Origin of the sequence: Bradyrhizobium sp. 149, from assembly GCF_023073915.1 — a bacterium.
In the GTDB taxonomy this organism is placed as follows: domain Bacteria; phylum Pseudomonadota; class Alphaproteobacteria; order Rhizobiales; family Xanthobacteraceae; genus Bradyrhizobium.
Map to the genome: position 1 here is coordinate 353,268 of NZ_JADPKK010000019.1, position 26,052 is coordinate 379,319.

Annotated in this window: 28 protein-coding genes and 1 pseudogene; 9 read left to right on the plus strand and 20 right to left on the minus strand. The window is 64.7% G+C overall.

Annotation, left to right across the window (positions count from 1 at the left end):
- Positions 1-6 precede the first annotated feature (6 nt).
- On the plus strand, positions 7-1,359 hold the full coding sequence (locus tag IVA88_RS13395) for a caspase family protein (protein ID WP_247497711.1): 1,353 nt from the start codon (positions 7-9) through the stop codon (positions 1,357-1,359).
- A gap of 31 nt (positions 1,360-1,390) precedes the next feature.
- Here the strand turns inward: IVA88_RS13395 and IVA88_RS13400 are convergent, their stop codons facing one another.
- On the minus strand, positions 1,391-2,464 hold the full coding sequence (locus IVA88_RS13400; protein WP_247497712.1) for a DUF2778 domain-containing protein: 1,074 nt from the start codon (positions 2,462-2,464) through the stop codon (positions 1,391-1,393).
- 645 nt (positions 2,465-3,109) lie between these two features.
- On the opposite strand from IVA88_RS13400, the gene IVA88_RS13405 reads away from it, so the two are divergent.
- The gene (locus tag IVA88_RS13405) at positions 3,110-3,631 is read left to right on the plus strand and encodes a FecR domain-containing protein (protein ID WP_247497713.1); all 522 of its coding nucleotides are present in this window, start codon (positions 3,110-3,112) and stop codon (positions 3,629-3,631) included.
- Between the two features lie 145 nt (positions 3,632-3,776).
- Positions 3,777-5,666: an adenylate/guanylate cyclase domain-containing protein gene (locus tag IVA88_RS13410; RefSeq protein WP_247497714.1), complete on the plus strand. Its 1,890-nt coding sequence runs from the start codon at positions 3,777-3,779 to the stop codon at positions 5,664-5,666.
- A 23-nt stretch (positions 5,667-5,689) separates the two neighbouring features.
- On the opposite strand, the gene IVA88_RS13415 is transcribed toward IVA88_RS13410, so the two are convergent.
- The 4 genes from IVA88_RS13415 to IVA88_RS13430 form a co-directional block, all read right to left on the minus strand.
- Positions 5,690-7,192: a glycosyltransferase family 39 protein gene (locus IVA88_RS13415; RefSeq protein ID WP_247497715.1), complete on the minus strand. Its 1,503-nt coding sequence runs from the start codon at positions 7,190-7,192 to the stop codon at positions 5,690-5,692.
- 31 nt (positions 7,193-7,223) lie between these two features.
- Positions 7,224-8,369 carry a glycosyltransferase family 2 protein gene (locus IVA88_RS13420; protein ID WP_247497716.1) on the minus strand — a complete coding sequence of 382 codons (1,146 nt, stop codon included), beginning with the start codon at positions 8,367-8,369 and terminating at the stop codon, positions 7,224-7,226.
- A gap of 256 nt (positions 8,370-8,625) precedes the next feature.
- The gene (locus tag IVA88_RS13425) at positions 8,626-8,823 is read right to left on the minus strand and encodes a hypothetical protein (RefSeq protein ID WP_247497717.1); all 198 of its coding nucleotides are present in this window, start codon (positions 8,821-8,823) and stop codon (positions 8,626-8,628) included.
- Positions 8,824-8,911: 88 nt separating this feature from the next.
- Positions 8,912-9,292, minus strand: coding sequence for a hypothetical protein (locus tag IVA88_RS13430; protein WP_247497718.1), 381 nt, complete (start codon positions 9,290-9,292; stop codon positions 8,912-8,914).
- Between the two features lie 116 nt (positions 9,293-9,408).
- Between IVA88_RS13430 and IVA88_RS13435 the strand changes: the two genes are divergently transcribed.
- Together IVA88_RS13435 and IVA88_RS13440 are read left to right on the plus strand one after the other, a co-directional pair.
- Entirely contained in the window at positions 9,409-10,230 is an 822-nt protein-coding gene (locus IVA88_RS13435) for a DUF72 domain-containing protein (protein WP_247497719.1), read from the plus strand.
- Positions 10,231-10,267: 37 nt separating this feature from the next.
- Positions 10,268-10,729 (plus strand): DUF488 domain-containing protein, encoded by a 462-nt coding sequence (locus IVA88_RS13440; RefSeq protein ID WP_247497720.1) that lies wholly within the window; start codon positions 10,268-10,270, stop codon positions 10,727-10,729.
- Between the two features lie 8 nt (positions 10,730-10,737).
- On the opposite strand, the gene IVA88_RS13445 is transcribed toward IVA88_RS13440, so the two are convergent.
- The 6 genes from IVA88_RS13445 to IVA88_RS13470 form a co-directional block, all read right to left on the minus strand.
- Entirely contained in the window at positions 10,738-11,652 is a 915-nt protein-coding gene (locus IVA88_RS13445) for a PhzF family phenazine biosynthesis protein (RefSeq protein ID WP_247497721.1), read from the minus strand.
- Positions 11,653-11,849: 197 nt separating this feature from the next.
- Entirely contained in the window at positions 11,850-13,157 is a 1,308-nt protein-coding gene (locus IVA88_RS13450; RefSeq protein ID WP_247497722.1) for an adenylate/guanylate cyclase domain-containing protein, read from the minus strand.
- A gap of 31 nt (positions 13,158-13,188) precedes the next feature.
- Complete coding sequence (locus IVA88_RS13455) at positions 13,189-14,352, minus strand: ABC transporter permease (RefSeq protein ID WP_247497723.1); 1,164 nt, start codon at positions 14,350-14,352, stop codon at positions 13,189-13,191.
- Positions 14,349-15,281 (minus strand): ABC transporter ATP-binding protein, encoded by a 933-nt coding sequence (locus tag IVA88_RS13460; protein WP_247497724.1) that lies wholly within the window; start codon positions 15,279-15,281, stop codon positions 14,349-14,351. The genes IVA88_RS13455 and IVA88_RS13460 overlap by 4 nt, the downstream gene beginning before the upstream one ends.
- Positions 15,278-16,066, minus strand: a complete 789-nt coding sequence (locus IVA88_RS13465) for an efflux RND transporter periplasmic adaptor subunit (RefSeq protein WP_247497725.1) — start codon at positions 16,064-16,066, stop codon at positions 15,278-15,280. The genes IVA88_RS13460 and IVA88_RS13465 overlap by 4 nt, the downstream gene beginning before the upstream one ends.
- A complete protein-coding gene (locus IVA88_RS13470) occupies positions 16,063-16,725 on the minus strand; it encodes a TetR/AcrR family transcriptional regulator (protein WP_247497726.1) in 663 nt (220 codons plus the stop codon). The genes IVA88_RS13465 and IVA88_RS13470 overlap by 4 nt, the downstream gene beginning before the upstream one ends.
- Positions 16,726-16,833: 108 nt before the next feature.
- Between IVA88_RS13470 and IVA88_RS13475 the strand changes: the two genes are divergently transcribed.
- From IVA88_RS13475 to IVA88_RS13485, 3 genes are read left to right on the plus strand one after another with little or no spacing between them, the layout of a single operon-like run.
- Entirely contained in the window at positions 16,834-17,169 is a 336-nt protein-coding gene (locus IVA88_RS13475) for a metalloregulator ArsR/SmtB family transcription factor (RefSeq protein WP_247497727.1), read from the plus strand.
- Positions 17,166-17,630 (plus strand): SRPBCC domain-containing protein, encoded by a 465-nt coding sequence (locus IVA88_RS13480; RefSeq protein ID WP_247497728.1) that lies wholly within the window; start codon positions 17,166-17,168, stop codon positions 17,628-17,630. Before IVA88_RS13475 ends, IVA88_RS13480 begins: the two co-directional genes overlap by 4 nt.
- Positions 17,631-17,642: 12 nt before the next feature.
- Positions 17,643-18,056, plus strand: a complete 414-nt coding sequence (locus IVA88_RS13485) for a GFA family protein (RefSeq protein WP_247497729.1) — start codon at positions 17,643-17,645, stop codon at positions 18,054-18,056.
- A 25-nt stretch (positions 18,057-18,081) separates the two neighbouring features.
- On the opposite strand, the gene IVA88_RS13490 is transcribed toward IVA88_RS13485, so the two are convergent.
- Positions 18,082-18,492: a DUF2000 family protein gene (locus tag IVA88_RS13490; protein WP_247497730.1), complete on the minus strand. Its 411-nt coding sequence runs from the start codon at positions 18,490-18,492 to the stop codon at positions 18,082-18,084.
- Positions 18,493-18,555: 63 nt separating this feature from the next.
- Positions 18,556-18,945: a DUF4189 domain-containing protein gene (locus IVA88_RS13495; RefSeq protein ID WP_247497731.1), complete on the minus strand. Its 390-nt coding sequence runs from the start codon at positions 18,943-18,945 to the stop codon at positions 18,556-18,558.
- A gap of 212 nt (positions 18,946-19,157) precedes the next feature.
- On the opposite strand from IVA88_RS13495, the pseudogene IVA88_RS13500 reads away from it, so the two are divergent.
- Positions 19,158-19,520, plus strand: a pseudogene (locus IVA88_RS13500) (avidin/streptavidin family protein); the annotation flags it as partial.
- A 186-nt stretch (positions 19,521-19,706) separates the two neighbouring features.
- Here the strand turns inward: IVA88_RS13500 and IVA88_RS13505 are convergent.
- The 7 genes from IVA88_RS13505 to IVA88_RS13535 all read right to left on the minus strand — a co-directional run bounded on the left by IVA88_RS13505 (position 19,707) and on the right by IVA88_RS13535 (position 25,973).
- A complete protein-coding gene (locus IVA88_RS13505) occupies positions 19,707-21,311 on the minus strand; it encodes a molybdopterin-binding/glycosyltransferase family 2 protein (protein ID WP_247497732.1) in 1,605 nt (534 codons plus the stop codon).
- Entirely contained in the window at positions 21,308-22,009 is a 702-nt protein-coding gene (locus IVA88_RS13510; protein WP_247497733.1) for an XdhC family protein, read from the minus strand. The genes IVA88_RS13505 and IVA88_RS13510 overlap by 4 nt, the downstream gene beginning before the upstream one ends.
- Positions 22,010-22,011: 2 nt before the next feature.
- Positions 22,012-22,335 carry an XdhC family protein gene (locus IVA88_RS13515; RefSeq protein WP_007602422.1) on the minus strand — a complete coding sequence of 108 codons (324 nt, stop codon included), beginning with the start codon at positions 22,333-22,335 and terminating at the stop codon, positions 22,012-22,014.
- A 9-nt stretch (positions 22,336-22,344) separates the two neighbouring features.
- Complete coding sequence (locus IVA88_RS13520; protein ID WP_247497734.1) at positions 22,345-23,547, minus strand: VWA domain-containing protein; 1,203 nt, start codon at positions 23,545-23,547, stop codon at positions 22,345-22,347.
- A 99-nt stretch (positions 23,548-23,646) separates the two neighbouring features.
- Positions 23,647-24,585 carry a MoxR family ATPase gene (locus IVA88_RS13525; RefSeq protein ID WP_247497735.1) on the minus strand — a complete coding sequence of 313 codons (939 nt, stop codon included), beginning with the start codon at positions 24,583-24,585 and terminating at the stop codon, positions 23,647-23,649.
- 62 nt (positions 24,586-24,647) lie between these two features.
- Entirely contained in the window at positions 24,648-25,454 is an 807-nt protein-coding gene (locus IVA88_RS13530; RefSeq protein ID WP_106944512.1) for a xanthine dehydrogenase family protein subunit M, read from the minus strand.
- A 33-nt stretch (positions 25,455-25,487) separates the two neighbouring features.
- Positions 25,488-25,973 carry a (2Fe-2S)-binding protein gene (locus IVA88_RS13535; protein ID WP_007602418.1) on the minus strand — a complete coding sequence of 162 codons (486 nt, stop codon included), beginning with the start codon at positions 25,971-25,973 and terminating at the stop codon, positions 25,488-25,490.
- Positions 25,974-26,052: the final 79 nt, after the last annotated feature.

Here is a 26,052-nt window from a genome sequence, read left to right on the forward strand (position 1 = left end):
GCATTCATGCGTGCTCTTTCCAGATTTTGCCCCGCCAAACTCTGCCTCGCCCTCCTCGCCTGCTGGCTATGCCCTGAGCCCGCATCGGCGGAAACGCGGGTCGCGCTGGTGATCGGCAACGGCGCCTATGTCTCTACGGCGCAGCTTCCCAACCCTTCGCACGATGCCGAAGACGTCGCCGCCTCGCTCAAGCGCAGCGGCTTCGAGGTGCTCCAGGGCATCGACCTGCGCCAGGCCGACATGCAGGACCTGACCATCCGCTTCGCGCGCGCCGCGAGCAAAGCCGACGTCGCCATGTTCTATTACAGTGGTCATGCGATGCAGTACAACGGCGTGAACTATCTGATGCCTGTGGACGCCGTGCTGAGCGACGAAGCCGATCTGAAGCGCTTCGTGCGGGTGGACGACATCGTGAACGACCTGCAGCAGGCCAAGAACCTGCGCATCCTCATCCTCGATTCCTGCCGCGACAATCCGTTGGCCGAAACCTTGAAACGCTCCGCCGGCATGACGCGCGCCGCCTCGATCGGGCGGGGCTTGTCGAAAGTCGAAGCACCGCGCGGCACGATCGTCTCGTTCTCGACGCAATCCGGGCAGACGGCAGCCGATGGCAGCGGCCGCAACAGCCCCTATACAACGGCGTTCCTGAAGCACATCGAGGAACCGCAGGAGATCGGCGAGGTTTTTCGCGACATCAGCAGCGACGTCTACGATTCCAGCGGCAAGACCCAGCTCCCGGAGCTATCACTGTCGATCATCGGCAAGTTCTACCTGAACGGACCGGTGTCGGTCACGGTGGCGCCCGCAACGCCGCAAGCCGCGCCGCGGGCGGATCCCTGCGCGGCCGCAGAGGCGCACTGGAAGGCCGCGGACGGCATCGGCACGCTTGGTGCCTACGAGGATCATCTCACGAGATTCCCGAATTGCATCTTCGCCACGCTCGCCAAGGCGCGGATTGAAGGCCACAAGCAGAAGGTGGCGCTCGCGCCGGCAACCAGCAATTCCCGCAGCACCAAGGACTTCGACGGCAACTGGGACGTGACGTTAAACTGCCCGGCTACCGGCAAGGCGCAGGGCTTCACCCGGGGCCTGTCTGCCACGGTTGCAAACGGGGTGTTTCACGCTGACGCTCAGGGCCAGGGCGCCGTCAATCGCCTGGAGATCGACGGCCAGATCCCCGCGGACGGCAAGACGACTTTGAGCGCGCGCGGAACGACAGGAGCAAGCACCTACACCCTGAACAACCTCGCGCCCGGTTCGCCCTACGCCTTTACGGTCGATGCGCAGTTCGATCGCACCCGAGGCACCGGCAAGCGCAACGAGGCGCGCGCGTGCGGCCTAGTCTTCGTCAAGCGCTGATCGTGCAAAAAGCGGTGAGGCGCGTTGCGCCTCACTCCACCCGCGCCAGCACCGCGAGCTTGCGGATGCCCTTGTTGCGGTAGGCGTCGAGGAACGCGTAGTAGTCCTTGAACGACACGCAGCCGTTGGAGTCGCCATTCGGCCCGAGCATGAAGGTGTGCGCGAGCAGACCGTCCCGGCCGTAGATCGCGCTCTCGCCGCCGATCGGGGTCAGGCGCAGCGCGGGAACGCCATGGAACAGCGCTTCGCGCGGCTTCAGGTCGTAGATGTGCGGCGGCGTCACGCCCCGCATGCGGATGCGCGAGGAACGGGGATCGTCGAGATTGGAGCCGAGGCCGGAATGTGCCTCGAGCTTGGTGCCGTCGGGCAGATACACCGTTTTCGCGCTGATGTCGTAAACCGCGGTGGAGCGGTCATAGGGCGCCGAACCGCCGAGCATGGGATTCTGCTCCTTCGGCGCGATCGAAGCGGTCACGCTGGCATCGGCCGAAGCATAGGCGAGCAGCCCGCCGGACGGCTCACGCTTGCCCCAGAGCTTTTCCACCATCGACTGCCGCGGCCCGGTGACCGACATCACCGCCGCCTTGGCGCGATCGGCGAACGATTTTGCCTTCGCCTCAGGCGCCGGCACGATCTCGGCCGGATCTGCCGAGGCCAGTTGCACCGGCGCGTCGGCGCCGCGCTTGGACTTCGCAGCGTCGGCGATCTTGGCCGGACCTGGCTTCAGGACTTCCGCGACCCTCGCGATCACGCTCGGCTTCGGCGCGTCCTTGGCTTCGGCTACCTTGGTTGCGGGCGCGGCGCTCGCCGCATTCGAGGTCACGCCTTGGGTCGCAGCGGCGGCAAAGCGGTCGTTGAACATTTCGCGCGAGATCGGCGCGGCCACCTGCAACCGGTCGGGCAAGAGCGCAAAGGCTTCCTTGACGGCCTCACCGGCCTCGCGCAGCGCGACCCTGGGCGCGCGCTTGATCACGGGCTCGTCGTAGCCGCTGCTGCCGACCGTCGGATAGACGCTGGCGGCAAAGATGTTGCTGTGGATGGTCCAGCCGGCGCCAAGCACGACGCAGCCGATCACGGCGGCACCAAGCACGCTTTGGGTGTTCATTTTCCGGGAAGGCTTCCGATAAGAATTGCTCGAGAACCCTTTGGACTTCCGTGCCGCGATACCTTGCGCAGCGATACTCGTACTCATTCGCCTTGCGTCCAGAACGGTGTCACTCAGTCCCCCTTCGAAGCGCCGCTGGTCACGATCCGGGAACAGCATTTCGCAGAGGGTCGGAGCGTCATTAAGGCCACTTTTAGTTAAATGCGGATTAAGTTCGGGCGGATGTGGGGCAACCCGTTAACGTCGTCCCATTTCGAGAAAAAGGCCGCAGAACTACGGACTTAAGCGCGTCTGTTAACCATAATTCTCGACCGGTTCAGCACCGTCAGCGGACGTCTCCGGCCGCATCTCTAGACGCACCAACCAAGTCGTTTTCGTGGTCTTCAATACCCGCACGTTAACGGGGAAACATTGCGTGAGGCTGGTGCGCAATAGCCCGCTTCCACCTCTCGTGGCATGCCACTCATGCCTTCACGGGGCGCTCGCGCGGCATGGCGCCTGACCGAAAGTTGATTGCGCCGGTCTGGAAAAGCTCGTGACGAGAAAATAGCTGCGATGTCGGCACTTTTCAGCAGCCTCTGCGTGTGATACGGCACCGTATCAACATCGCCTTGGACTGTGCCGAGCACGCAAACGGAGGCTGGCATGAGAGGGATCACGCGCGCTGGGTTTTTCGTCCTGCTGTGGTCGTCTTTGGTGATGGAATACGCGGCCGCGCAGCCTGCCAATGCGGGCTGCACGGCATCGCCGTCGGCTGCCGGCACGCAGACCTGGCGCTGCGACAACGGCATCACGATCGTTGCGGAAAACGGCGCCAGGTTTGAACTTAAGGACGCCAACCGCGACGGACATATAGACTCCGTGGAGTTGAGCAGCAAAGCGCTGCTGGTCGAGGTGCCCAAGAAGCCCGGCGGTACCCCCTTCAAGGTGCTGACGCCACAGGCGATCGCCGCGGTGCGCGGCACGAAATGGGCGGTCGATGTCGGGGAGGCCAAGACCTCCGTCTTCGTCGCTGACGGCCGTGTCGGCGTGAGCCGCAGGAGCCGCGGACGCGGCGTCAGTTTAGGCCCGGGCGAAGGCGTTGACGTCGAAGCAACCGGTGCGTTGACCGTCAAGACATGGGGCCAGCCGCGTGTCGACGCGCTGATGGCAAGACTTGGACAGTAAGGCTTGGATGATAAGGCTTGGACGGTAGGCCTTGGTCAATAAGGACTTGGACAAAAAGACGTGGTTGATAAGGCTCGGTCGATAAGGCTCGGTTGACGAGGTCGAACAACAATATTTGGACGATAGAGAATTGCAACACGACCACATGAGTAGCCGACGCGTTCAGATCCTGGCGGCGCTTGCCCTCACCGCGCTGTGGGGCGCGGGCATCTATGCCGGCTACGCCACCGGTCATCTGCGCTTTCTCGACCGCCTCGAGGCGACGCTGACGGATTGGCGGACCCAGGTCCGCGGCGTGCAGATTCCGCCCGATCTCGTCACCATCGTCGCGATCGACGACACCGTGGTGAAGCGCGGCGGCAGCTATCCGCTGCCGCGCGCCGATCTCGCCCGCGTGGTCGACACCATCGTGCAGTTCAAGCCGAAGGTCGTCGCCATCGATCTGCTGCTGGTCGACCGCAGCGCTGCGATCGGCGACGCGACGCTGGCAAACACGCTGGCGACCGGTCCCATGGTCCTTGCCGCCGCGGCGATCTTCCCGTCCGCCAGCGAGACCGTGGAGGCCAGCGGTCAAGGCCCCTTCGCCGCCCTGCCGCAGGCCGAGCGCTTCCTGCTGCCTTTACCGGCGTTCGCCGATCATGCCGAGGTCGGGGTCGTCAACGTTGCGACCGGACAATCGGGTTCGCCGCTCGCGGTGCCGATGCTGTTCCGGACGAGCGACAAGGTCGAGCTGTCATTTCCGCTGCGCGTCGCGGCGCGCGCGCTCGACAAGCCGCTCACGATCGCGCCGGACCAGCTCCTGCTCGGCGACCGCGCGGTGCCGACCGACTCTGACTTCGCACTGCCGATCACCTATTACGGCCCGCGCCGCACCATCCGCACCGTGAGCGCGCAGAGCATCTTCGACGGCACGCTCAATCGCGCGGCGATCGAGAACCGGATCGTCGTGATCGGCGCCTCGGTCGCAGGCGGCGGCGATTTCTATCCGACGCCGTTCGATTCCCTGATGCCCGGCGTCGAGGTGGTCTCGACCGCGATCACCCATCTCGTCGCCGGCGACGGCGTCGTCCGCGACCGCAAGGTCCACATCGCCGAGGCGCTCATCGCGATCCTGTTGCCGATGCTGCTGGTGGGCCTGCTCGCCTGGCGGCGCAGCGCGCTCGGCCTCGTCGCGGCGGCCGCGGTGATGATCGCCTGGGCCGCGCTCAATCTGTTCGCGTTCACGCACGGCGTCTGGATGAACGCTGCGACCACGCTCGCCGCAGCAGTGCCGCCGGTTGTGATGTTTGCCGGCGTGCAATTGTGGGCCGGAGGCCGCCGTACCCAATATCTCGCCGCGAAGAGCCGGTCGCTCGCGCAATTCCAGGCTCCCGCGGTGCAGGAGTGGCTGGCGCGCGATCCGAATTTCCTGTCAAAACCCGTCCGGCAGGACGCAGCCGCGGTCTTCATCGATCTCTCCGGTTTCACGGCGCTGAGCGAGCGGATCGATCCGGACGAACTCCAGGACATTCTGAAGGCGTTTCACGCGCTGATCGACAGGACCGCGATCGATTGCGGCGGCATGATCAGCGGCTTCCTCGGCGACGGCGCCATGATCCTGTTCGGCCTGCCCGGCGCGATGCCCGACGACGCCGCACGCGCGCTGAAATGCGCGATCGACCTGCACCGCGGCGTCGAACGCTGGATCGCGTCATTGCCGCCCGCGATCAGGGACCAGCTCGGCTTCAAGATCGGCGCGCATTTCGGCCCGATCGTCGCCTCCCGCCTCGGCGAAAGCCATCAGCACATCACGGCAACGGGCGACACCGTCAACGTCGCAAGCCGGTTGATGGAGGTCGCCGTCCAGAACGGGGCGCGGCTCGCGCTCAGCGATACGCTGCTGGATGCGGCCGACTTCCAGGGCGCGTCCGACGGCGTTCTGTCGGGTCCGCTGCTCACGCAAGTCCGCGGCCGGTCCGGCGTCGTGACCGTCTGGTTCTGGCGCGACCAGGACAAGCCGAACCAAGCCACGGCCAAGGCCGAGATGATCGACTGAACCTCCGCCGTCCCGACGAAGAGCTACCGCGCTTCCGGCGGCGGCGAGCGATCCAGCACGTCGCCCTTGGCGCCTTCGAGCAGATCGATGCCGTAAGTCTCGACCACGAGCGGGCCGCGCTTGCGCTGCAATTGCGCGACCCGCGTCACCTTCGCAAAGAGGTCGTCGACGGCGGGATGGCCGTCGCTTCGCAGCTCGTCGACATAGATCAGCTTGCCCGCAAGCAGTTTTGCATCGGGCTCGGGCATGTTGACCCAGCGGATGCGCTGGTTCTGCTGCACCACGCAGCTGCCGCGCGGCAGATAGAAGGCGAGCCAGCCCGTGGTGCCGTAGTCGGGCGCAAGCACGCAGGTCGCGCCATTGCGGGCGCGCACCGCTTCAATCTCCGCGGCAAGCTCATGCCAGCCGACGCCGACGCTGCGCACGGTCGCATCGCGGCGATAGCCAGACAGCCAGCCGGTATTGGCCTGCACGATCAGCGCGGCAAACATCACGATGCCTACCGGCGCGGCCCAGCGCAGGCAGAAATCCACGAGATGACGCTGGCGCGGCTGCCACTGCACGAGATTGGCGGCGGCGGCCGCCGCGATGACGAAGGGCGGATAGACCGGCGCGAACCAGTTGGCCTCGACGCGGGCATGCAGCGAATGCCAGACAAAATAGGCGACGACGGTCCAGAACATCGTCTCGATCAGCACGCGCGAGGCCAGCGCGCCGGCCCGGCGCCAGGTCAGCGCGTGCAGCCCCATCGCGCCGAGGATGAAGACGAGCGGAGTTGCGAACGCGATCTGGGTCGGGATCAGTTCGGCGATGAAGACCGGACGAAAATCCTCAATCCTCGCGCGCCCGAGCTGCTTTGCGAACGAGACCCATTGATGATCGGCATTCCAGAGGATCACCGGCGAGAACAGCGCCAGGGCGACGAAGCCGCCGAGATACGGCCAGGGTGATAGAAACCAGTGCCGCAGTTTCGGCACGGCCGCGAGCCAGATCACGATCGCCAGCCCGAAGAACATCGCGGTGTATTTCGACAGGAGCGCCGCGCCGACGGCTGCGCCGACCGCGAGCCACCAGACGCCGCGGCCGCTCTCCAGCACCTTTGCGAGAAAGAACAGCACGAAGCTGGAGGCAACCAGAAGCGGCGCATCGGGCGTGACGATCAGCGTCCCGACCGAGGCCAGCAGCGTCACGTTGAGCAGGATGGCGCTGGTCGCCGCCACCTGGGCGCCACCGAACAGGATCGCGGCGGAGCGATAGATCGCATAGCTCATCGGCAGCGCGAGCAGGATCGAGACCAGCCGGACGCCGAGCTCGGTGTCGCCGGCGATCAGGGTGCCGGCGCGGATGACGTAGGCAACCATCGGCGGGTGGTCGTAATACCCCCCGGCGAGATTCTTCGACCACATCCAGTAATAGGCTTCGTCGAAGGTGATCGGCGTGAAGGCAGCCGCGACGAGCCGCAAGCTGACCAGCGCAAGGATCACCAGCGCCGTATTGCGGACGATCCGCGCGTCAGCCCCGCCCATTACCCGTTTCCCTGGCTGTTTCCTTGGCGCGCTATTTCTTGCGCCAGACGAACAGTCCGGACATCGCGTAGTTCCACACCACGCCCATCAGCGCCCCGGCCGCACCCGCAAGCCACCAGATCGGCTCCTGGTCGTAGACCGAGAAGGCGACCCCGACATTGGCGAGCAGACCGACGCTGCACACGATGTAGAACGCGATCAGGCCGCGCAGCAGCGCAAAGCCCTTCAGCCGCTGATCGCGATAGGTCAGGAAGTTGTTGATGACGAAATTGCTGGTCATCGCGACGATGGCGCCGGAGGCCTGCGCTTCCGCGAACGGCTCCTTGAAGAGCTCGAGCGATATGAACAGGGTGGCGAGATGCACCACGAGGCCGATACCGCCGACCATCGCGAACAGCAGGAAGCGCAGCGAGACGGCATCGTTGGTGAATTTTGCCAGCACCAGACCGAGGAAATCCAGCGCGACCATGGAATCGAGCTTGCTTTCGCCGTGCTGGCGCTCACCGAACGTGTAGGGAATTTCGATGGCGCGCAAGCTGCCGTGTGCACTCGCGACGAGGTCGAGCAGGATCTTGAAGCCGTGCACGGAAAGTTTCGGCGCGAGCTGCTCGAAACGGTCGCGGCGAACCATGAAGAAGCCGCTCATGGGATCGGCGATCTCGACCCGCAGCATCTTCCTTGCGACCTCGGTCGCGAGCGCACTCGCGCCGGCGCGCTGCTTGTTGAAGCCTTCGGTCTTGTAGCCCTCGATGTAGCGGCTGCCGACCACGAGCTCGGCCTGCCCGCTCGCGAGCAGCGACAGCATCTTCGGCAGCTGCGTCTCGTCGTGCTGGAGGTCGGCGTCGATCACGGCCGCATAGGGCGCGCTGGACGCCAGGATGCCCTCGATGCAGGCCCCCGACAGGCCGCGGCGGCCGATGCGGCGGACGCAGCGCACGCGGCTGTCGCGCTGCGCCAGCGCGCGCACGACGTCCCAGGTGCCGTCAGGCGAATTGTCGTCGACGAACACGACTTCCCAAGCAATGCCGGCCAGCGCGGCCTCCAGCCGCCGGTACAGCACCGTGACATTGTCGCGCTCGTTGAAGGTCGGGACGACGACGGACAATTGCGGCGATGGCGACGCCGCCTGTGGGGTCTGCGGCAGGGTGTCGGAGCCCGGTCTGATCGCTTCATTCATGACGGCAGCGTATATCCGCCGCGTCCTGTGCTGCCAAGAACTTGCGCTGGCAAGCCGGGTTTTCTCTGGGGAGCGGCCCAAAACGGGCCCAAAATGCCAACGACCCCGGAACGGCCGGCGGCGCGTACATCCGGCGCAGCCTGAGCAATTCCAAGGTCGTTCCAGCGCCGGAGTTTTCGCTCAACGTCGCCGTTACAGGCTAGATGGGAACGACAAAGCCGCTCTGCAAGGGGCGAAAAGACGCCTTTTCAGGCCCTTATTGGTTCGGGACTTCCTTGATCACCGGCCCTCGCGGCACAGTCGCGGCAGGGGCAGCCGGCGCCGCAGCCGGCTCGACTTTCGCGGGCTTGGGCGGCTTGCCGTACTGGCCGATCGGCCCAAAAACGACGGCGACCGCAAGCACGATCGCCGCGACAATCGCGCCCAAAATGCCCCCCACCGACTCAGACGACATGAAAACCCATCCCTGTTCCAGATGCGCCCAGTGATATCATGGATGAGCGCACAGCCGGAAGGGCCTGCGGGACGCCAACGGTCAATGGCTATTTCTGCGGCGGCCTGTGCTTGACGAAGGCCGTCACGATGTCCTTCTGCGCCGAGTCCACCGCCCTGTTCGCGGTCGCGAGATGGGCGCCGGCATCGATATCCGGATATTGCGTGGTGAGATAATCAAGCAGTGCCACCCGGTAGTATTGCCGCTCGGACGGACAGGCGCCGGCGACGGAACGGCCAAAGTCCTGTTCCGACAGGCCCTGATTGCCGTCGCGCGAATATTCCCGCGCCAGACAATGCCAGTAATCGTCGCGGCCCTGCATGGCGAGCTTCTGCGCTCCCTTGGCATCGTCATCGTCGGCCATAACACCAGAAGTCATGGCAGCAGATGTCATCATGACGAGCGCCGCTCCCACCATCAACATCCGCATCTTGTTCTCCTTTTTTCGCAGATCCTGTCGCGAGCTTAGACGGGACGTCGCAACTGGCCAATCACAACTGGTTTGATTAGGATGGAGGCCCTCCTCCCGTCATCCGAGATCCTCCCGTGGCCAAAGCAAAAACCGCGTCTAAAAAATCCGGCAACATCTTCATCGGCATCGGTGGCTGGACCTTCGAGCCCTGGCGCGGCGTGTTTTATCCGGAGAAGCTCACACAAGCCAAGGAGCTGTCCTACGCGGCATCGAAGCTGACGTCGATCGAGATCAACGGCACCTATTACGGCTCGCAGAAACCGGAGAACTTTCGCAAATGGGCGAGCGAGGTGCCTGATGGTTTCGTGTTCTCGGTGAAGGGGCCCCGCTTCGCCACCAACCGGCGCGTGCTGGGCGAGGCCGGGGATTCCATCAAGCGGTTCTATGATTCCGGCGTGCTGGAACTCGGCGACCATCTCGGACCGGTGCTGTGGCAGTTCGCGCCGACCAAGAAATTCGACGGCGCTGATTTCGGCAAGTTCCTCGAGCTGCTGCCGCGCAAGCTCGAGGGACGCGCGCTGCGCCATGTCGTCGAGGTTCGACACGATAGTTTCTGCACGCCCGACTTCGTCGCGTTGATCCGCGAGTTCGAAACGCCGGTCGTGTTCGCCGAGCACGGCAAATATCCGGCGATCGCCGACGTCGCCGGAGATTTCGTCTACGCCCGGCTTCAGAAGGGCAACGACGAGATCAAGACGTGCTATCCGCCGAAGCAACTCGATGCCTGGGCCAAGCGTTTTCAGGACTGGGCTTCGGGCGGCGAACCCGACGACCTGCCAAAGGTTGACAAGGCCAAGCCGAAGAAGGAGCCGCGCGACGTGTTCGCCTATGTCATCCACGAGGGCAAGGTGCGCGCACCGGCAGGCGCCATGGAACTGATCGCACGGGTGAGCTGAAGGTGCCCTGCTGAAGGTTGTCTCGCTGAGGTGTCTCATGGCAAAGGCGAAAAAGCTCTTCACCATCGGCTATGAGCAGACCCCGCCCAAGGCCGTGCTCGACGAATTGGAGCAATCCGGCGTCAAGCTCGTCGTCGACGTGCGCGCGGTGACGTCATCGCGCCGGCCCGGCTTTTCCAAGAAGCAGTTGTCCGCAGGACTCGATGAACGCGGCATCGCCTATCTCCACCTCGCCGCGCTCGGCACGCCCAAGGAAGGCCGCCTCGCTGCCCGCAGCGGGCAATACGATGTGCTGGAGAAGATCTACGCAAAGCACCTGAAGACGCCGCAGGCCAGGGAAGAGATGGACGAACTGTCGGCTCTGGTGAGGAAAGCCGGCCCCGTCTGCCTGCTCTGCTACGAGCGCGACCACACCCATTGTCACCGCCGGATGATCGCGGAGATCATCGAGGAGCGGGATGGCGTGGCGGTGAGGAATTTGGCGGGGCGGCAGGTGTAGCTGGCTCGTCATTCCTCCCCCGCGAGCCTGAACGTCCCTTCCATCATCTGCACGCAGCTCCCGCCGACATGCGCCGAGACGATCTTGCCGTCCTGTTTGCGCACGCGCGTCTGGAGGATGCTGGGTCGGCCCATGTCGAAGCCCTGGCCGACCGTGAGCTTCAACTCGCCGTCCCTGACAGGATCGAGATCGGCGAACAGCGCGGCGGCTGCAACGGTCGCGCTGCCGGTGGCAGGATCCTCGGTGAGGCCGCTGGCGCCGCGCATGAACATGCGCGCCTGCCGCTCGCACGGCGCCTCGGCCGCAGTCACGTCGCGGGTATAGAACCACACCGAGCGGGCGCCGTCGCGCGGCAAGACCTTGCCGTAGGCAACAGCGTCGGGCCGGGCCCGCTTCAATGCCTCGCGCGAATGCAGCTCCATCACCAGGAACGCGTTTCCGACGGTGACGACATGCGGCGCGTGGTTGTCGGTCTTGACGTCATCCGCGCTGAGCGAGATGCAGCTCGCGGCTTCGGCAGGAGACAGCGGCGCATGCCGCGCCAGCGGCTGCGGCGCAGTCAGCTCGGATCTGACCACCCGCCCCTGCTCTCGCACGATCTCGACCGGCACGAGCCCGGCCTTCTCCTCGAACAGCAGGCGCGGTTTCGGCTCCTTCGCCATAGAGGCCAGCACGAAGGCCGTGCCGACATTGGGATGACCGGCAAAGGCAATCTCCAGCAGCGGCGTAAAGATGCGCACCTCGGCATCATTCGCGTTGTCGCGCGGCGGCAGCACGAAAGTCGTCTCGGAATAGTTGAACTCGGTCGCGATCGACTGCATTTGCCTGGTCGACAGCCCGCCGGCATCGAGCACCACGGCGAGCTGGTTGCCGCCGAAGGCGCGGTCGGTGAACACGTCGACGGTGATGTAGCGGCGCTGCATCTTCACTTCCTCATGCAAGTCGCGGCCGCATCCGGCCGCATCGCCGGCAGTCTACAAGCCGGCGGCATCGCTCGTCATGCCCCAATATTCGGTACAATCGGAGCAATCGCGGTGAGGTGTTGGAAGCGAGAAGCGGCGCCCAGAATGCAAAGCCCGAAAGCTAGCAGAGATAATTCATCCCACGCCTTCACCGCGCGTTACCCCAATTGAAACACCGGCACCTTCTGCTCATAGCCGCGCACCTCGACCTCGCCGAGCGCAACGGCATCGTCGCAGTCCTCACCAAGCGCTTCGCGAACGGCGGCGGAGATCAGAAGCTGCGAGCCGAACTCCTTGTTCAGCGCCTCCAACCGTGAGGCGAAGTTCACGGTGTCACCGATGACGGTGTATTCCTTGCGCCGGGGCGAGCCGATATTGCCGGCGACGACCTCGCCGAAATGGATGCCGATTCCAATTCTAAGCGGCCAGCTCGTCTGGGCGTTGATGCGGTCCATCGCGGTCAGCATCTCGCGGCCAGCGGCAACCGCGCGATGCGCGGCGTCGGACGCCTCCAGCGGCGCGCCGAACAGCGCGAGGAAACCATCGCCCAAGAACTTGTTGACGATGCCGCCCTGACGATCGAGGACGTCGACGAGCACGGCGAAGGCGCCGTCGAGCCGGTCGACCACCTCCTGCGGGGTGCGCGTCTGCGCGCCGGCGGTGAAGCCGCGGAAATCGACGAACATCACGGCGATACGGCGAAGGTCGCCGCCCGCGCTGGCTCCCGCCGCCATCAGCCGCTCCACCACCTGAGGGGAAACATGCTGGCCGAACAGGTTCGTCACCCGGTCGCGCGCGGTGGCCGCGGCAATGCTCGCAGCAAACTGGCGCCGGAGTTGCGCACCGACCGCGCCCGCGAGCACGCCGCAGATCAGAATGATGGTGCTGCGCACCGCATGAAAGTAGGCCTGAGGCTCGCCGACGCTGCTGGCTGGATCGTAGATGAGCGCCACGGCGAGCAGCTCGGCTGCGGCGACAAAGCCGGTGAAGGTCGAAAGCCGGAAATCGAGCCGCAGTGTCGAGAGAATGATGAAGATGAAGTACATCAGCGGCACCGCAAAGCCGAGCGCCTGGCTCGCGCCCATGCTCCGGATCTGCAGGATCAGGATCACCGTCGGCAGCGACGTCTCGATCAGCGCACCGATATAGCGCCTGATAACCGGCAGGTCCCGATCGAGCCGGAGGTTCTTTCTGATCTGGATGTGGACCCAGACCTCGAACAGGATGAAGCCGACCAAGAGGCCGTAGACCTCGACCAACCCCTCCGTCCCCCGCCAGACCCGGTTCACGACGGCCGGATCGATCAGGTAGATGGCGGTGAGGAGCACGGTCATGACGCAGCCCGTCAGGATCAGCGTCCTCACCCGCAAGAGCTCGGTGCGCAGCACCTCCCGCGTCAGCTCGCGCTCGAAATCCTCCGACAGCGCGGCATGCTGCCGCGTCTTCCTGCTCGCAAACCTGGCCATTCCACCCCTCGAATCCGGGGGGCATTGTGCCTTAATCCAGGGTGCGGCGGAAGCGCGTCACGGCGATGGTCATGGCGAGCAGCATCAGGACCGCCAGCGCCAGCGCGTCGAAGCGCAAATTCTGCATGCTCGCGCCCTTCAGCATGATGGCGCGAACGATGCGCAAATAGTGCGTCAGCGGCAGGCACTCACCGACATATTGCGCCCAGGCCGGCATGCCGGCAAACGGGAACATGAAGCCGGACAGCAAGATGCTCGGCAGGAAGAACATCATCGACATCTGCATCGCCTGGAGCTGGTTCTGCACCAGCGTCGAGATCGTGTAGCCGATCGCCAGATTGGTGGTGATGAACAGCGTTGAGAGCAGCGCCAGCAGGAACAGATTGCCGAGCACGGGCACGCCGAACAGGCCGACCCCGATGCCGATGATGAGGAACGCCTGCACGAACCCGACCAGCACGTAAGGGATGATCTTGCCGAACATCACCTCGACCGGCTTGATCGGCATCGACAGCAGGCTCTCCATCGTGCCGCGCTCGACCTCGCGCGTGACCGAGAGCGCGGTGAAGATCAGCATGGTCATGGTGAGGATGGTGCCGACGAGGCCCGGCACGATGTTGAGGCTTGAAACGGCGGCCGGATTGTAGCGGGCATGCGCCCGGATCTCGAACGGCATCTCCGGGGGATTGCCGATATAGAGATCGTGTTTGAGCGCGGTCTGCACGACCATGCCGAGCGAGCCGATCGCCGCGCTCGCTGCGACCGGATCAGTCGCGTCGGCCGCGACCAGCAGCGCAGGTCTGTCGCCGCGCCGCACCGCCCGTTCGAAGCCGCGCGGGATCTCGACGCCAAACAGAACCTTGCCGGATTTCAGGAGATTGTCGAAATCCTCGACATCGTGCACTTCGTAGATAAAACGGAAATAGGCGGTGTTCTCCAGCGCCTTCAGGATCGAGCGGGCGAGATCGGAGTCTTCCTGGAGCAGCACCGCGCTCGGCAGATTGTGGGGCGTGGTGTTGATGGCATAGCCGAACAAGAGGAGCTGCATCACCGGCAGCATCACGATCATCGCAAACGACACGCGGTCGCGCCTGAGCTGGATGAACTCCTTGATCAACATCGCATAGGAGCGCCTCCAGACGCCGAAGCGCTCCCGTATCTCGGGTGATGGAGCGGAATGATCGACGACGCTCATTGGAAATTGTCCTTGGAACGGCTCATCAATTCGATGAAGACGTCTTCCAGTGACGGCGATGATTTGTGCCAGCGCAGCCCGCTTTTCTCGCGCCATGGCGCGATGCTGGCTTCGAGGGCGGCGACGTCGCGGCCGGAGACGTGCAGCGACGTGCCGAACGGCGCCACCATGTCGATTCCGGACTTGCCGGTGAGCGCAGCCGTGAGCTCGTTCAGGTCCTCGCCGGTTACTGTGTAGGTCGTCAGCGCGGATTTCGCGATCACCTCCTCCACGGTCCCGTGCACGAGCAGATGGCCATAGGCGATATAAGCGATCTCGTGACAGCGCTCGGCCTCGTCCATGTAGTGGGTCGAGACCAGCACGGTGAGACCGTCGGCCGCGAGTGCATGAATCTCGTTCCAGAAATCGCGCCGCGCCTTCGGGTCGACGCCAGCGGTCGGCTCGTCCAGCAGCAGCAGTTTCGGACTGGGCAGCGTGCAGGCACCCAGCGCCAGCCGCTGCTTCCAGCCGCCGGAGAGCTCGCCCGCGAGCTGCTCCTCGCGGCCTGAGAGCCCCAGCCGCTTGATCATGTCGCGCGCGGCGCCGCGTGCATCGCGCAGGCCGTACAGCCGCGCGACGAATTCGAGGTTTTCGCGGACAGAGAGATCCTGATAGAGGCTGAAGCGCTGGGTCATGTAGCCGACCTGGCGCTTGATCTTTTCCGCATCGCGCCTGATGTCGTAGCCGAGGCAGGTGCCCTCGCCGCTATCGGGCGTGAGCAGGCCGCAGAGGATGCGGATGGTCGTCGTCTTGCCCGAGCCGTTCGGGCCGAGGAAGCCGTAGATCGAGCCGCGCATCACCTGCATCGACAAATCGTGCACGACCTCGCGGCCGCCGAACGACTTGGTCAGGCCCTTGACGTCGATGGCGATGCCGTTGCCGCCGCTCATCGCTTGTCCGCCACAGGCGTTTTTGGATTGGGATGGACGTCGATCGGCTGCCCGACGCGCAGGGCATCGGGGCGCGATGGCCGCGCTTGGATCAGATAGACGAGCTTGTTGCGCTCCTCGAGGCTGTAAATGACAGGCGGCGTGTATTCGGCCGAAGTCGCGATGAAATAGATCCTTGCGGTGAGATCGGCGGCGCAATTGTCGCACGCAACCCGCACCGTATCGCCGATCGCAAGCTTCGGCAGCTCGGTCTCCGGGACGAAGAAGCGCAGCTTCATGTTGCCGGGCGGCATGATCGAGAGCACGGGCCGCTGCGCCGCCACCATCTCACCCTCGCGAAAATAGATCTGCTGGATGGTGCCGGCGACTGGCGCAAAACCTTTGCGCCGCGCCAGCCGCGTCTCTGACGTCGCCACCCGTGCCTCGGCGACGCGCAAGGACGACACTGCGGAATCGAGATTGGCCTGGGTGCCGGAACCGGTCTTGCTCAGCGAGGCCGCACGGTCGTAGGTCTGCTGCGCATTCGCCAGCGTCGCCTTGTTCTGGTTGAGGTCGGCCAGCTGGAGATCGTCGTCGACGGAATAGAGGTGATCGCCGACCTTGACCTCGTCGCCTTCGCGAACGTTGAGTTTCGTCACCCGTCCGGCCTCATCGGGACTGACGAAGATCATGTCGGCCTCGACCCAGCCCTGAAAGCCGGGATCACGCTTCTCGTTGCAGGCGGCAAGCCCGATTGCGAGCGCGGCGGCCAATGCCCATCTGAAAATCGTTTGCGACGACCTCATGTCGTCCTCCGTTCGCCAAAAATCAAATCGAGATGGACACGCAACATGTCCTGCGCGTCGAGCGGCGCATGCCGCGCAAACAGGCTCTGCCAGATCACCGCGATCATCGCCGGCGCGACCAGTATCTGCGGGTAGCGCGCGAGATCCGTCTCGCGGATCTCGCCGCGGGCAATGCCGAGCTCGATCAGCGCCCGCATGCCGGCGATCCCGCGCGAGACCACCTCGCGGTAGTAGAAGTCTGCGACGGAGGGAAACCGCGGCCCCTCGGCGACGATCAGGCGCACGAGATCGCCGCGGCGCGTGCCGATGACCTCTTTCAGGAAATTGCTGGCAAAGGCCTCGACGAGGTCGCGCACCGAGCCCGTCGGCGGCGGCAGCGCAGTCAGCTTCGCCACCACGGGTACGATCACGGTGCGCACCAGCTCCTCGAACATCGATTCCTTATCCTTGAAGTGCAGGTAGATCGTGCCCTTCGCCACGCCGGCGCGCTTCGCGATGTCGTCGAGCCGCGTCGCGGCAAAGCCGCGCGCAATGAATTCCTCCATCGCGGCATCCACGATCGCCGCACGCCGTTCCGCCGCGCGCGTGGCGCGGCTCGAGAGGGGCACGGCCTCCCCGGCTGGAGATACTGCAACGGACGTGGTCGGTTCTTTTGTCATTTGAATTTTATGACTGACTAGTCAGTCATTGTCAATCACCAGTTCGAAGCTAAGCAATGTCGATGAATTAGTATTGACTAATGAATTAGTCCTTGCTAATTTATCGAGATGATCGAAGCCTCCCAAAACCCCATCACCATCGTGATGCGCGCCCTCGCCGACCCGACCCGACGTGCGGTGTTCGAGCGCGTGTTCGAGAGCAAGGAGATCAGCGTTGCCGAGCTCACGCGCGGAAGTGGCGTGACGCAAGGCGCGATCTCGCAACATCTGAAGTCCCTCAAGCAGGCCGGCCTCGTCGCCGAACGTGCCGAGGGCCGCAACGTCTATTACCGCGCCGCGCCGCAAGGCCTCGAACCGCTGGTCTCCTGGATGGACCATTACGGCGTGTTCTGGCGCGAGCGCTTCCAGAACCTGCGTGACCTCTTGAAGGAGATCGATCCATGAGTGCTGTTGCTTCCAACGTCCAAACCCAGGACATCGTTATCGACGAGGTCTTCCCTCATGCGACGGCGACGATCTGGAAGGCGCTGACCAGCGCCCAGCTCATTGCGCGCTGGCTGATGCCGCCGACCGGTTTCGAGGCCGTCGAGGGCAACGCTTTCACGTTCAAGACCAACCCGGCGGGCGCGTGGGACGGCACGATCCATTGCCGCGTTCTGGAGGTCGTGCCGAACCGGCGGTTCGCCTACGCCTGGAAGGGCGGCGACGAGGACAATACCGGCTACGGCTCGGCGCTCGACACCGTCGTCACCTGGTCCCTCACGCCGGTCGATGCAGGGACGCGCGTGCGTGTGGTGCATTCGGGCTTCGTGATGCCGAAGAATGACACCGCCTATCGCAACATGAGCGACGGCTGGGTCAAGGTGGTGCAGCGGCTCGATGCCGTGAGCGGCGAAGACCAGTAAGGAGGCATCGCGATGAACAAGCCCTATACCGGCGGCTGCGCCTGCGGCGCGATCCGCTACGAGATCGTTGGCGAGCCGGTGTTCAGCAATGATTGCCAATGCCGGGATTGCCAGAAGGAGAGCGGGACGGGTCACGGCTCGCACCTGACGTTTCCCCGCGCTGGTGTGACGGTGACGGGCCAGGCCAGGCACTGGGACATGACCGCCGACAGCGGCAACGTGAAGACGCGTGCCTTCTGCGCAAATTGCGGGGCTCCCGTCTACATGACATTTGCCGCCACGCCCGAGGTCTTCACCGTCCGCGCCGCGAGCCTCGACGAGCCGGCGCGTTACAAGCCGCAGGTGGTGACCTACGCCGCGCGCGGACATGACTGGGATCGTCTCGATCCGGACCTGCCGAAGTTTGCGGGCATGCCGCCGGGGTAAGGCCTCGCAAGTGGAAGCGCGCGCGTCAGCTATGGAATTTCAAGCCATCGACGATCTTGTCGATCACCTTGCGCTCGGCGCGTATGGCGAGACCGACGAGGTTGAGATTGGCGCGGGCCACCGCCCTCACCGCTTCGCGATTGGCGGCATCGTGCGTGGTCTTGAACATGTCCTCGGTGTAGACCGCCGCAGCCACATTGCGCGATAATGCGCGATCGAGTGCGCGCGACAGCGCCGGACCGTCGCCGCCGTAGATCAAAATCGGCTGGCCTATCAGCGCATGATATTTCGTGCCCGATGCGTCCTCATAGGGCTCGCCGATGCAGTCCGGAAACGCAGCCGCGATGCCGCTGGTGAGGAAGGCCGCAACGTTGAGCTTCTGCCAGGCCTGAAGGTCGGTGCGGATCACGACGGCGATCTTGGTATCGAACTGCATGCAACTCCCCGACTGTCATTCCGGACTCGATGCTACGCACCATCGGAATGACGGCAAGAGAAATCAACCCTTGGCGTCGCAGGCCCAGGCGCGGATCACGCATTCCTTGCCGCCGTATTTGTAGCATTCGCGCGTCGCGGCATTGAGCGATGCCGAGATCTTCGGCTTGACGGCATAGCCATAGGCGCCGCACGGATTGGACAGATCGACCGACATCGCGGCGCAGGCGCGCTTCATCGTGACGGTCGTGCAATCGCCCTTGCACTGCTTCTGCGCCGCCGTGCGCGCTTCGTGCTCGGCCCCATAGTCGAAGGCCTGGCCATAGGCGCCGCATTTGCCGACCGCAAACGCACCGGCGGCGTGCGCATCCGTGATGTGGCGAGCGCCGGCGACGCAGACGGACAGCGCAAAGAAAAACATCGCGCAACGGCGCGCGACGACATTCGAGGCCATGGAAAAACCCCTCCCCCAAGGCAGGTGAAGGCGACTCTAAGCGCCGGTCGTTTCCACTTGGTGAACGCGTGGTTGAAAAGCGGCGTTCGAATAGCGGGAGGAATATACACTTTATAGTTGTGTTTTTCAATCGCGTTATTTAAGGTCGTGAGGCTTCAAGCAGAGAGCCGGAGGAAACGACCATGCGCCACACCAATGCAATGCTGTTGGGAATGCTCGCGTCGGCCTGTCTCATCGGGCTTTCGCCCGCGCAGGCGCAGACGGTGAACTGGACCTGGACCAACCAGTACGGCTCAATCCTGGCCATCACCGGCTTCAACCAGACCACGGGCGCGATCACGGGGACCTACACCAACAACGCGGCAAACAGCTGCGACGGGGGCAAGCCGCAGGGGGTGACGGGCTGGCTCGCCTACGGCAACTCGGGCACCGCGATCAGCTTCTCGGTAAACTTCCTCGGTTGCGGTTCGACTACGGTCTGGACCGGACAGCTCAACGCCACAACAGGCTTTCAGGGCCTTTGGTATTTGTCCCTCGGCGAAGCGGTCGCATGGAACGGCATCAGCGCGGGCGCCGACACATTCACATTCAGCAGCGGCAACAAGGCCCAACTGACGAAGAGCGGCGTCGAGCTGAAAGCCGGAGGCGTCGAGAAGCTTTCGAATACCAAGAAGGAGGCGAGCTTTGCGGCCACCAAAGTGGTGGGTTACGCCGTGCGGATTGCGCTTCGCGCTGCCGCAAGGGCTACCCCCACGAAATCGTCATCCCCGTCTTGCCGCTTCCAGCGCCTGCGGCGTGTCGATGTCAAGGAAGGCGCTCTCGCCGTCGACCGGCACTTCGGCAACCGCCTCGGTGTGCTTGGCGATCAGATGACGCGCGCCGACATCGCCGTCGAGGGTCATCAATTCCCTGAAGAAGCGGCGCGACCACAGCACGGGGTTGCCGCGGCGGCCCTCGCTGACGGGTACGACAATCAGATTGCCGCGGTCCGGCGCAAAGCCGTCGATGAGCCGGTCGATCAGGCCGGCGTCGATCAGCGGCATGTCGCCGAGGCAGACCACAGCGCCATCGGACGTCTCGGGGACGGCGGCGATGCCGGCCTTGACCGAGCTTGCGATGCCGCCGGCAAAATCCGGATTTTTGACGAACCGCACATTCAGACCCTGCAGTGCCTGCTCGACCAGTTCGGTCTGATGGCCGGTGACGACGATCACCTCGGATGCTTTTGAAGCAAGCGCCTGCTCCGTCGCGATCCGCACCAGCTTCTTGCCGTCGAGTTCGGCGAGCAGTTTGTTCGGTCCGCCCATGCGGGTCGAACGGCCCGCCGCAAGCACGATCGCCGCGACCTGGTTGTTGCCCTCGATCTCCGGTTTTGCGCGCGGCTGCGGACGCGTCACGATCTCCATCAGCAGGCCGCCGACGCCCATGCCCATCAGCTCGGAACGGGTCACCTTGATGCCCGCGAGGAGCCGCATCAGCACCCAGTCGAAGCCGTTCTCGACCGGCGAACGCGCGCAGCCAGGCGCGCCCAGCACCGGCACGCGGCCGGCCCGGGCGATCAGCAGCAGATTGCCCGGATCGACCGGCATGCCGAAATGTTCGATCTCGCCGCCGATTTCGGTGACGGCCGCCGGAATCACGTCGCGGCGATCCGCGATCGCGGATGCCCCGAACACGATCACGAGCTCGGCGCCAAGTCCCAGCAATTCCTTGATCGCAGCCGACAGCGCCCGCTCCTCATGCGGGACCCGCCGCTCGGCGATAATGCTGGCACCGGCCGGCGCCAGCCGCTCGGCGGTGACGCGCAACGTCTTGTCGATCACCTTGGAGGAGAGGCCTGGCAGCAGCGTCGAAACCACGCCGACGCGCTTGATGACGTAAGGCGCGATCTTCAGCACGTCGCGGCCCGCAGCCTTCACCGCGGCATCACGCAAGCTTGCTTCGACGCCGAACGGGATGATCTTGACGGTGCCGACCATCTCGCCCTCGACCACCGGCTTGAAGGCGGAGAGCGTGGCAAAGGTAATGGCCTCATCGATATTGTTGATGCGGTCGACCGCGGCGCGATCGATCACCAGCACCCCCGGGCGCGCGGCGAACAGATTGGCGCGGCCCGTGAAGGCGCGCTCGACATGAATGCCATCGCCGCCGACGGCGAGCGCAATGCTGGCAGCCGCGATGTCCTCGGAGACATCGCCCTCCTCCATCCGCACCACCACGACATCCTTGATGCCGGCCCGCTCCAGCGCCTCGACCTCCCCAGGTCCGATGGTCGTGCCCTTCTTCAGCACCAGCGGCCCCTGGCGCAGGGTATGGACGGTCACCCCGCCGATCGCATCCCTGGGGCTCGCCGGGCCGAATTTCATGCCGCTTCTTCTTTTTCTTTGGGCGGCAAGCGAAGCACCGCGGTGATCTCGGCCATGATCGACACCGCGATCTCGGACGGCGAGACCGCGCCGATCGCAAGCCCGATGGGCGCGTGGATGCGCGCAATGTCAGAGTCCTTGGCGCCCTGCGCCCGCAGCCGGTCGCCGCGCTTGGCGTGCGTCTTCCGTGACCCGAGCGCGCCGATGTAGAAGCAGTTGCGCTCGAAGGCGTGCAGCAGCGCGGGATCGTCGATCTTGGGATCATGCGTCACCGCGACGAAAGCCGTATAGCTATCGACGTTGAGCGGCGGCAGCGCCGTCTCGGGCCATTCCGCGACCAACGGAACGTCGGGGAAGCGCTCGGGGCTCGCAAAGGCCGTGCGCGGATCGACCACGGTGACGTCGTAGCCGAGCGAGCGCGCCAGCGGCGCCAGCGCCTGGCTGATATGGACGGCGCCGACGATGACGAGCTTTGCGGTCGGCGCATAGACGTTGAGGAAAAGCTTCTTGCCGCCGGCTTCGACGCTGGCGCTCTTGCCCATGCGAAGCTGCTTGTCGAGTTCAGCGCCCAAGGGATCCTTCGCGAAATCCGTGGCCTTCACCAGGCGCTGCTCGCCGCTCTCGGTGTCGGTCACCAGGATCACCGGCCGGCGCGCGGCGCGCTCGGCATTGAGTTCGTGCAGGATATCGAGCTTCACGGCTAGCCGACTTTCTCGACGAAGACGCGAATGGTGCCGCCGCAGGACAGCCCGACATTCCAGGCAGTCTCGTCGGCAACGCCAAACTCCAGCATCCTGGGCTTGCCGCTCTGGATCACGTCCATGGCCTCGGTGACCACGGCGCCCTCGACGCAGCCGCCGGAGACGGACCCCAGGAATGTGCCCTCGTCGTTGATGACGAGGCTCGAGCCCGCCGGGCGCGGCGCCGAGCCCCAGGTTTCCACCACGGTGGCGAGCGCAACGCCACGACCCGCCTTTTGCCAGTCCTCCGCCGCCTTCAGAATATCCTCGTCGCGATCGAGCATGGCTACCTCTCAAGCTGCGGAGCGGATCAGGCTGCGGTGATGCGGCGGCAGCGGCCGGGAGAGCGTGGTGATCAGCTCCTGGATCGAACTCAAATTATGTACCGGGCGGAATTCGTCAACGTGCGGCAGCATCATTTTGATGCCTTGGGCCTTGGCCTCGAAGCCGCCAAACCGCAGCAGCGGGTTGAGCCAGATCAGCCGGCGGCAGGAGCGGTGCAGCCGGTCCATCTCGAAGGCGAGCTTGGAATCGGCCTCCCGCTCCAGCCCGTCGGAGATCAGCAGCACGATGGCGCCCTGGCTCAGCACGCGCCGCGCCCACAATTTGTTGAAATTGTGCAGCGAGGCCGATATCCGCGTGCCGCCGGCCCAGTCCTCGACCGAGGCCGAGCAGCTCGCCAGCGCCTCGTCAGGGTCGCGCTGGCGCAGCGCCCGGGTGACATTGGTGAGCCGGGTACCGAACAGGAAGACCGAGACGCGTTTGCGCGCGTCCCCTACGGCATGCAGAAAATGCAGGAACAGGCGGGTGTACTCGCTCATCGAACCCGAGATGTCGAGCAGCGCGACGATCGGCGCCGGCTTCTCGATCCGCCCGAAGCGATGGATCTCGATGATGTCGCCGCCGGTGCGCAACGAGGCGCGGAGGGTGCGGCGCAGGTCGAGGCGCGGGCCGCGGGGATCGGGCCGGCGCCGCCGCGTCAGAAGCTCGGCCTGCGGCAACCGCATCCGCTCGACGGCGCGGAGCGCTTCCGTGATCTCAGCCGCGCTCATCTGCGCAAAATCCTTTTTCTGAAGGATTTCCTTGTCTGAGACCGACAGGCGCAAATCCTGCTCCTGGTGCTGCGGCGTCTCCGTCATGCGCGGCTGCGCCATCGCCTCCTGCACACGGCGCGAGCCGGCCTGCGGCTTCTTCTTGGCCTGCTCCGGCAACGGGACCGAATCCAGCATGTGCTTCCACTCTTCCGAGGCGCGGAAGAACAGGTTGAAGGCCTGTTTGAAGATCAGCGCATGCTCGTGGCGCGTGACGAAGATCGCCTCCAGCGTGGCGAACACGTCGGCGCGGTTGCCGATGTCGATCACCTGGAGCGCGCCCATGGCATCGATGACCGCACCGGGCCCGACCGGCATGCCCGCCGAACGCAGCGCGCGGGCGAAGCCGACGATGTTGTCAGCGAATTGCTCGGTTTGCTCAGGCGCCAGGTGGTTGATGGCCATGGTCTGCTGTCCCTGCCGTCATTCCGGGCGCGCAAAGCGCGAACCCGGAATCTCGAGGCTCCGGCTTCGATGCTACGCATCGCCCCGGAACGACGACGACTAATTCTCGTTCGTCGCTTCCTTCAGCACCTTCTGCAAGGTGTCGCCCTGCATCCGCGTGATGTCGTCCTGGTATTTGAGCAGCGCACCCAGCGTGTCGCCGACCACTTCCGGGGTCAGCGATCGGGCGTCGAGCTCGGACAAAGCGGTGGCCCAGTCGATGGTCTCGGCGACGCCCGGCGACTTGTAGAAATCCTGATTGCGCAGCGCCTGGACGAAGCGCACGACCTGCTGCGACAGTTTTGCGGAGATGCCGGGCACGCGCGACTTGACGATCGCGAGCTCGCGATCGGCGTTGGGATAATCGACCCAATGATAGAGACAGCGCCGCTTCAGCGCGTCGTGAATCTCGCGGGTGCGGTTGGAGGTGATGATGACGATCGGCGGGTTCGGCGCCTTCACGGTGCCGAATTCGGGGATCGTCACCTGGAAGTCGCTGAGGATTTCGAGCAGATAGGCCTCGAACGCCTCGTCGGCGCGGTCGAGCTCGTCGATCAGCAGCACCGGCGGACCGGCGACATCGGGCTCCAGCGCCTGGAGCAGCGGTCGCTTGATCATGTAGCGGTCGGCGAAGATGTCGGACGACAATTGATCGCGATCGGTGTCTCCGGCGGCCTCTGCCATCCGGATCGCGATCATCTGCGCGGCGCTATTCCACTCGTAGACTGCCGAGGAGACGTCGAGGCCTTCGTAGCACTGCAGGCGGATCAGCTTCCGCCCCAGCGCCGCCGACAGCACTTTTGCGATCTCGGTCTTGCCGACGCCGGCCTCGCCTTCCAGAAACAGCGGCCGGCCCATGCGCAGCGACAGATAGGTCACCGTGGCCAGCGATCGCTCGGCGAGATAGCCGCGCGACGTCAGGAGTTCGAGCATCGCATCGACCGATGCCGGCAATACAACTGAAGTATTGGCACCGGACGTATTGGCCGCTGAAGTCATGAAAAAGCCAGTCTCGCTGCGCCCTCACCGGGGACAAGTTTGGGCCGAGGCGTGAGGATCACTCACTCCTTGGCGTTGGCGGCGTCGAGGGCACGCCGCGTCAGCACGCCGATGAGGTGCGCGCGGTATTCGGCGCTGCCATGGATGTCGCTGTTGAGGCCGTCCGCCGGCACCTCGATGCCATCAAGCGCCTTCGCGGCGAAGCGCTTCTTCAGGGCTTCCTCGAAAGCGGTGACACGGAATACGCCTTCGGAGCCGGCGCCGGTGACCGCGACCCGCACGTCCGACGGACGCCGCGCCACGAACACGCCGACCAGCGCGTAGCGCGAGGCCTGGTTGCGGAACTTGATGTAGGCCGCCTTCTTCGGCAGCGGAAACATCACCTTGGTGATGATCTCGTCGGCTTCGAGCGCCGTCGTGAACAGGCCCTGGAAATACTCTTCCGCCTTGAGGCGGCGCTTGTTGGTGACAATGGTGGCGCCGAGCGCGAGCACCGCAGCTGGATAGTCCGCGGTCGGATCGTTGTTGGCGAGCGAGCCGCCAATCGTGCCCTTGTGGCGCACGGCGGGATCGCCGATCTGGCTGGCAAGGTTCGCAAGCGCCGGGATGGCCTCGCCGACGATGGCGGAGCTTGCGACCTCGGCATGCCTGGCGGTGGCGCCGATCACGAGCGCCCGGCCCTTCATCTCGATCGTGTTGAGGCCCTCGATATGGGAAAGGTCGACCAGATGCGGCGGGCTGGCGAGGCGCTGCTTCATGACGGGAATCAGCGTGTGGCCGCCGGCGATCACCTTGGCGTCTTCGTTCTTCACCAGGAGGTTGGCGGCCTGCCGAACGGTCCCGGGGCGATGGTATTTGAAATCGTACATCTGAATGTCCTGATCGCAGAGTGCGCGCGCGGTTTACGCGAGATCGGATTTCGCCATCGCCTTGGCGCCGGCGGAGATCGAGGTGACGATGTTCTGGTAGCCGGTGCAGCGGCAGAGATTGCCTTCCAGCTCCTCGCGGATGGTGTGGTCGTCGAGCTCATTGCCCTTGCGATGGACGATGTCGATCGCGGTCATGATCATGCCGGGCGTACAGAAGCCGCACTGCAGGCCGTGGTGCTCGCGGAAGGCCTCCTGCATCGGATGCAGCGGCGCGCCGTCGGCGGCCAATCCCTCGATCGTCTTGACCTCGTGGCCATCGGCCATCACGGCAAGCGTGGTGCAGGACTTCACGGCCTTGCCGTCCAGATGCACAACGCAGGCGCCGCACTGCGAGGTGTCGCAGCCGACATGGGTGCCGGTGAGCCGCAGATTCTCGCGCAGGAACTGCACCAGCAGGGTACGGGGATCGACATTGGCCGTGACAGGATTGCCGTTCACGATGAGGGAGATTTTTGCCATAAGCACTCTCTATCAGCGCCCCGACGGGTCCCGTCGAAGCGGTTCTTATAATTATTCCAACCCATCATATGGGCCATTA